Here is a 6,097-nt window from a genome sequence, read left to right on the forward strand (position 1 = left end):
CCGGACTTGATCCGGGACCGCTGGCCACGAACAGCCCAGAGCCCAGCAGGGCGTCTTGCCGAGAAGGTCCGGCCAAAGATCGCCACCGGTCCCGGATCAAGTCCGGGACGACGGCATGATCGACCTCATCCCCTACCTGCGGCCCGGCGACCACATCGTCTTCGGGCAGGCTTGCGGCGAGCCGACCACGCTTGTCGAGGCACTGGCCGAACAGGGCGCGCGCATCGGCGATCTCCACGCCTTCATCGCCACCAGCTTTTCCGGCCTGTTCACGCCTGAAACGGCATCCGCCTTCCGCCTTTCGTCGATGGGCGCGATCGGGGCGCTGCGCGTGATGGCAAAAGCGAACGCACTCGACGTCATTCCGGTCCACGTCAGCCAGGTCGCGCCGCTCATCACCGCAGGCGTGATGCGCTGCGACGTGGCGATGATCCAGGTCAGCCCTGCCAACGCGGCGGGCGAGCACTCCTGCGGCCTCATTTCCGACTACGTGCGCGCCGCCGTGGACAAGGCCCGCGTGGTCATCGCCGAGGTCAACGAGCAGGTGCCCTTCGTTCCCGGCGAGACGATCCCGGCCAGCGCGATCGACGTGGCAGTGCCGGTCTCGCGCATGCCGGTCGAGGTCATGCCCGCAAAGATCAGTCCGACTGATGAGGCGATCGCGCGGCTCTGTGCGGAATTCATCGGCGACGGTTCGGTGATTCAAACCGGCGTGGGCGCGGTGCCCGATGCGATCCTGCGGCTGCTGCACGACCGGCGCGACCTCGGCGTCCATTCGGGGATGCTGGGTGACGGCCTCGTCGATCTGGCCGAGGCGGGGGTGCTGACCAATGCGCGCAAGGAGATCGACCGGGGCGTCTCGATCAACGGCGCGCTGATCGGCACGCGGCGGCTCTACGACTGGGCGCAAGGGAATCCGGCGATCCGCATGACGCCGACCAGCTATACCCACGACGCGGGGGTGCTGGGGCAGCTCTCTCGCCTCGTCACCATCAATTCGGCGCTGGAAGTCGATCTCACCGGGCAGGTCAATGCCGAGCAGTCCGGCGCGGCCTACATGGGAGGCACTGGCGGGCAGGTGGACTTCGTGCGGGCGGGCGCGCGCTCGCCGGGCGGTGCTTCGCTGATGGTGCTGGCGGCCACGGCAAAAGGCGGAACGATCAGCAAGATCGTGCCCGCGCTTTCCGGTCCCGTCACCAGTGCGCGCAGCGAGGTAGACGTAGTGGTCACCGAGTTCGGGGCCGCGCAGCTCAAGGGCCAGACCCTGGCCGAACGCGCGCGGCGGCTGGCCGCGGTGGCGCATCCGGATTTTCGCGAGGGTCTGGAGCGCGAGGCGTTCGAGATCGCCAGAAGGGGGTTCTGACATGCAGGATGCCGTGCTTTTCGATGCGCGCAAGGACGGCATTGCCGTCATCACCATCAATCGCCCCGAGCAGCGCAACGCCCTCACCCGGGAAGTTCGCGAGGGCCTGCGGGCGGCATGGGCGCAGTTCGAGGCCGATAACGCCCTGCGCATCGCGATCCTTACCGGCAGCGGCAACAAGGCGTTCTGCGCCGGGGGCGATCTCAAGGAGATGGTCGAGACCGGTATGGCCGTGCCTCCGCGTGACATGTACGCATTGCCTTACGACACCATCGAACTGTCGAAGCCGACCATCGCCGCAGTGAACGGCGTCGCTTTCGCGGGCGGTTGGATGATCGCGCAGGCCTGCGACTTGTGCGTGGCCTCCGCCGCTGCGAAGTTCGCGATTACCGAGGTCAAGGTCGGGCGCGGCAGTCCATGGGCGGCCCCGCTAATCCACATGATCGGGCAGCGCATTTTTATGGAGATCGTGCTGACCGGCAAGCCGATCAGCGCCGAGCGCGCTTACGAGATCGGCCTCGTCAACCGTCTTGCCGAGCCCGGCGCGGTGCTGGATGCGGCTCTGGATCTGGCGCGCGAAGTGCTGGAAGGCGCGCCGCTCTCGGTGAAGGCTGCGCGCGAGACGGTGATGCTCTCGACCGAGATGGGTCGCAGCGCGGCACTGGCTGCGGCGCGGGCGGCGCATGAGCATGCCTACAACTCGCACGACGCGCAGGAAGGGCCGCGGGCCTTCGCGGAAAAGCGCAAGCCCGTTTGGCAACGGCGTTAGCTCAGGCCGTCTATCGCCGCCCAGCGGGCGATCCGCGCGGTTCGGGCGCGGTGCCGCGTCATTCCGCCTAGTGCGATGACGGGAACCCGCGCCCGTGCGGACAGCAGTTTCAGCCCCACCGCGCCGAGTGTTTGTGCACCGGGATGCGAAGCGGTTGGAAAGACCGGGGAAACCAGCACCGCGTCTGCTCCGGTCCGATGCGCGATGGCCAGCTCACGCAGCGAATGGACGGTGGCCAAGCGTAGCACGCCTTGCTTGCGGCCCAGCCTTTCGGGCGAGGCATAAACCCCATCCGCCCGCCAGCGACGGGCCAGCGCAGTATCTCCGGCCAGCACCGTGCGATGCCCGTGCCGGCGCGCCAGCCTGAGCAGTGCATCGAACCGCGTCTGCCGCGCCTCGGGCGAAAGATGATAGTGCCGGAACACCAGCCCGGACCCGCGCGGGAGCCGCGCCAGTGCATGCTCCAGCCGCGCATCGTTGCGGGCATCGCTGATAAGCCAGAGCTTGGGAAGGGACGGCTGGCGGTTCTTCACGAGGACGCTATAGCAGCGCGCCATGGATCAGCTACAAGACATCCGCGCCCGCATCGCCAGGTCCGCCGAGATCGCCGGACGCAAGCCCGAGGCGATCGAACTCATCGCTATCTCCAAGACCCACGACGCCGAGGCGATCGAGCCGCTGCTCGCTGCCGGCCAGCGCGTCTTCGGCGAAAACCGCGTGCAGGAAGCCGAGGCGAAGTGGCCCGCCCTGCGCACGGCCTACCCCGACGTTAAGCTGCACCTTGTCGGCCAGCTTCAGTCGAACAAGGCGGAGGATGCCGTCGCGCTGTTCGACTGCATCCATTCCGTCGATCGCCCCTCGCTGGTCGCGGCGCTGGGCAAGGCGATGGAAAAGGCGGCCCGCAAGGTCCCGTGCTTCATCCAGGTCAACATCGGTGCGGAGGACCAGAAGGGCGGTTGCGCCATCGCCGATGTCCCCGTGCTCCTCGCTTCGGCGCGGGAAGCGGGCATTCCCGTCGTCGGCCTGATGTGCGTCCCCCCCGCCGGGATCGAGGCGGCGCCGTTCTTCGCGCTGCTGGCAAAGATCGCGGCCGACAATAACGCCGATGGGGGGCTCGACCAGCTCTCGATGGGCATGAGCGATGATTTCGAGACCGCCGTGCTGCTCGGCGCTACACAAGTGCGCGTCGGCAGCGCACTGTTCGGCAAGCGCGCGTGACAATGGAGCGCACCGAAAAGCAGAAGATGCTGGCGGGCGAGCCCTACCGCGCATCCTGCCCGGAAATCGTTGCCGACCAGCGCGCGGCAGCCGAATGGATGGCCGCGTACAACCGCACCATCGACCTTGCCGACCGCGATGCACTGCTGCGCGAACGCTTCGCCGCGGTGGGCGAAGGGGCGACCATCCGGCCGCCGTTCCATTGCGACTACGGGTACAACATCAGTCTCGGGCGCGGGGTGTTCCTGAACTTCAACTGCGTCATCCTCGACGTGGTGGAGGTGACCATCGGCGACGGAACGCAGATCGGCTCGGGCGTGCAAATCCTGACGGCGGACCACCCACGCGATCCGGTCGAACGGGCGAGCGGCCTCGAATGGGGCGTGCCCATCCGCATCGGGCGCAATGTCTGGATCGGCGCCGGGGCGCTCATCATGCCGGGCGTTACGATCGGAGATGATGCGATTGTCGGTGCGGGGAGCGTGGTGACGCGTGACGTAGCCGCAGGGGTTACCGTCGTGGGAAGTCCGGCCAAAGCCAGAAGGTGAGGGAGACGCAGGGGTTTACCACCCCTGCACCCCGTATACCGTCGAGGTCGCGCGCGTAGCTTCGTTACGCACTGACGCTTCGTCGGGAGACTTGTAGCCTGCGGCGCAATATGTGCCTGACGCCGCTGCACGCACGGCGACGACAGTAACGGGGTCTGGGGCGATGGCCCCAGATTCTCCCCTTTTTCCTTCTTACTTCGGCGTATCCAGCTCGTTGCCGGTCAGCGTCACGATATGCAGCAGGTTGGTGGAGCCCGGCACGCCGAACGGCACGCCAGCCAGCGCCACCAGCCGCGATCCGGCCGCGCCGAAGCCGTGGCGCAGGGCCATGCGCTTGCCTTTGGCGATCATCTCCTCGAAGCTGCCGATGTCGCGGGTGACGACGGCGTGTGCGCCCCACAGCAGTGCGATGCGGCGTGCGGTGGGCTGCGAGGGCGTGAGCACCAGCATCGGCGCGGCGGGGCGTTCGCGGGCCACGCGGCGGGCGGAGCCGCCCGAGCCGGTGAACACCACAATGCCTTCGATCGTCAGGGTATCGGCGATCTGCGCGCAGGCTTCCGACAGGGCGTCGGCGCTGGTCGCGTCGGGCGGGGTACGGGTGAGGTGGATGCGTTCGCGATAGGTCGTGTCGCTTTCGACCTTGGCGGCGATGCGGTCCATGATGGTCACCGCCTCGACCGGCCACTGGCCCGCTGCCGTCTCAGCCGAGAGCATGACCGCGTCGGCGCCGTCGTAGACCGCGTTCGCGACGTCGGAGACTTCGGCGCGGGTGGGCGAGGGGCTGGTGATCATCGATTCCAGCATCTGCGTGGCGACGACGACCGGCTTGCCCAGCGCGCGGGTCTTTTCGATGATGTGCTTCTGGATCGGCGGCACTTCCTCGGGCAGCAGTTCCACGCCGAGGTCGCCGCGTGCGACCATGATGCCGTCCGACAGCTCGATGATCTCGTCGAGGCTTTCGACGGCTGCGGGCTTTTCGATCTTGGCCATGATCGCGCCCTGGCCGCCCGACAGGCGGCGCGCTTCAGCGACGTCCTCGGGGCGCTGGACGAAGGAGAGACCGATCCAGTCCGCCTTCTGCTCGACCGCGAAAGCGAGGTCGCGGCGATCCTTCTCGGTCAGGGCCGGGATCGGGATCAGGGCATCGGGAATATTGACGCCCTTGCGATCGGAGATCGGGCCGCCGACTTCGGCGCTGCACAGTATCGCGTCCGGTTCGGCGCGGATGACGACGAGGCGCAGCTTGCCGTCGTCGATCAGCAGGCGCTGGCCCTTCTGGAGGATGCCGAAGAGTTCGGGATGCGGCAGGCAAACGCGTTCGTCGTTGCCCGGGGTCGGGTCACGGTCGAGCGTGAAGTGGGCGCCGTGGCGCAGGAAGGCCTTGCCGCCCTCGAACTGGCCGACGCGCAGCTTGGGGCCTTGCAGGTCGCACAGGATCGCGACGGGGCGCTCCAGGTCCTTCTCGACCGCGCGGATGTTGGCGATCGTCTCGCGGTGGGTGTCGTGGTCGCCGTGGCTCATGTTGACGCGGAAAGCGTCGGCGCCGGCCTTGAGCAGCTTGGCGATCGTCTCCTTGTCGCGGCTTGCCGGGCCCAGCGTTGCGAGGATCTTTACCTTGCGCTGGCGCTTGATGCCGCGATGGTGGGGAGAACGACGATAGGGCCCATTTGCGTTCAGGGCGCCCGAAGGAATGGTGCTGACCAAGTTTACTGCCTCTTCCGGAAACTGGGCCCCATATGGCAAAGGCGTGATGACAAACCAAGGACGATCGGTGCGATTATGAACGGCAAGGATAACATTGATACGATAAATGACGCCGTGGCCGCTGCCGCGTTCCGTCGCCTTGTGCGCCACCTCCAGCAGCGCCACGATGCCGAGAACATCGACCTGATGGGGTTGGCGGGCTTTTGCCGCAATTGCCTGGCCGACTGGATTCGCGATGCGGGGTACGAAGGCGACAAAGCTGCCGCCCGCGCGGTGATCCACGGGATGCCGTTCGACGAATGGAAGGCAAAGCACCAGAGCGAAGCCACGCCGGAACAGATCGCGCGGATGGAAGAGAGCCTGAAGAAGAACGGCGGGACGCATTGACCTTTACGTCGTCCCGGACCTGATCCGGGACCGCTGGCCGTGAACGGCCTACTTGGCTGCGCGCGCTGCGATCTCTCACCGAAAGACAGCCACCGGTCCCGGATCAGG

At 67.1% G+C, this 6,097-nt stretch carries 7 protein-coding genes; 5 read left to right on the forward strand and 2 right to left on the reverse strand.

Annotation, left to right across the window (positions count from 1 at the left end; translation table 11 throughout):
• The first annotated feature begins 115 nt into the window (after positions 1–115).
• The gene (locus ACYPYD_RS04210) at positions 116–1,363 is read left to right on the forward strand and encodes an acetyl-CoA hydrolase/transferase family protein (protein ID WP_008828006.1); all 1,248 of its coding nucleotides are present in this window, start codon (positions 116–118) and stop codon (positions 1,361–1,363) included.
• A gap of 1 nt (position 1,364) precedes the next feature.
• On the forward strand, positions 1,365–2,132 hold the full coding sequence (locus ACYPYD_RS04215) for an enoyl-CoA hydratase/isomerase family protein (protein WP_459662198.1): 768 nt from the start codon (positions 1,365–1,367) through the stop codon (positions 2,130–2,132).
• On the opposite strand, the gene ACYPYD_RS04220 is transcribed toward ACYPYD_RS04215, so the two are convergent.
• Positions 2,129–2,689, reverse strand: coding sequence for a thiamine phosphate synthase (locus ACYPYD_RS04220; RefSeq protein ID WP_211150475.1), 561 nt, complete (start codon positions 2,687–2,689; stop codon positions 2,129–2,131). The two genes, ACYPYD_RS04215 and ACYPYD_RS04220, sit on opposite strands and share 4 nt — an antisense overlap.
• Here ACYPYD_RS04220 and ACYPYD_RS04225 point away from each other — a divergent pair.
• Together ACYPYD_RS04225 and ACYPYD_RS04230 are read left to right on the forward strand one after the other, a co-directional pair.
• Complete coding sequence (locus tag ACYPYD_RS04225) at positions 2,688–3,350, forward strand: YggS family pyridoxal phosphate-dependent enzyme (protein ID WP_211150474.1); 663 nt, start codon at positions 2,688–2,690, stop codon at positions 3,348–3,350. The genes ACYPYD_RS04220 and ACYPYD_RS04225 overlap by 2 nt on opposite strands.
• Positions 3,351–3,352: 2 nt before the next feature.
• Positions 3,353–3,898, forward strand: coding sequence for a sugar O-acetyltransferase (locus ACYPYD_RS04230; protein ID WP_008828002.1), 546 nt, complete (start codon positions 3,353–3,355; stop codon positions 3,896–3,898).
• 192 nt (positions 3,899–4,090) lie between these two features.
• On the opposite strand, the gene pyk is transcribed toward ACYPYD_RS04230, so the two are convergent.
• A complete protein-coding gene (gene pyk / locus ACYPYD_RS04235; RefSeq protein ID WP_069709217.1) occupies positions 4,091–5,575 on the reverse strand; it encodes a pyruvate kinase in 1,485 nt (494 codons plus the stop codon).
• Between the two features lie 102 nt (positions 5,576–5,677).
• On the opposite strand from pyk, the gene ACYPYD_RS04240 reads away from it, so the two are divergent.
• Positions 5,678–5,989, forward strand: a complete 312-nt coding sequence (locus tag ACYPYD_RS04240) for a DUF1244 domain-containing protein (protein WP_459662199.1) — start codon at positions 5,678–5,680, stop codon at positions 5,987–5,989.
• The last annotated feature ends 108 nt before the right edge of the window (positions 5,990–6,097 follow it).

It is taken from the genome of Novosphingobium sp. 11B, assembly GCF_054589055.1.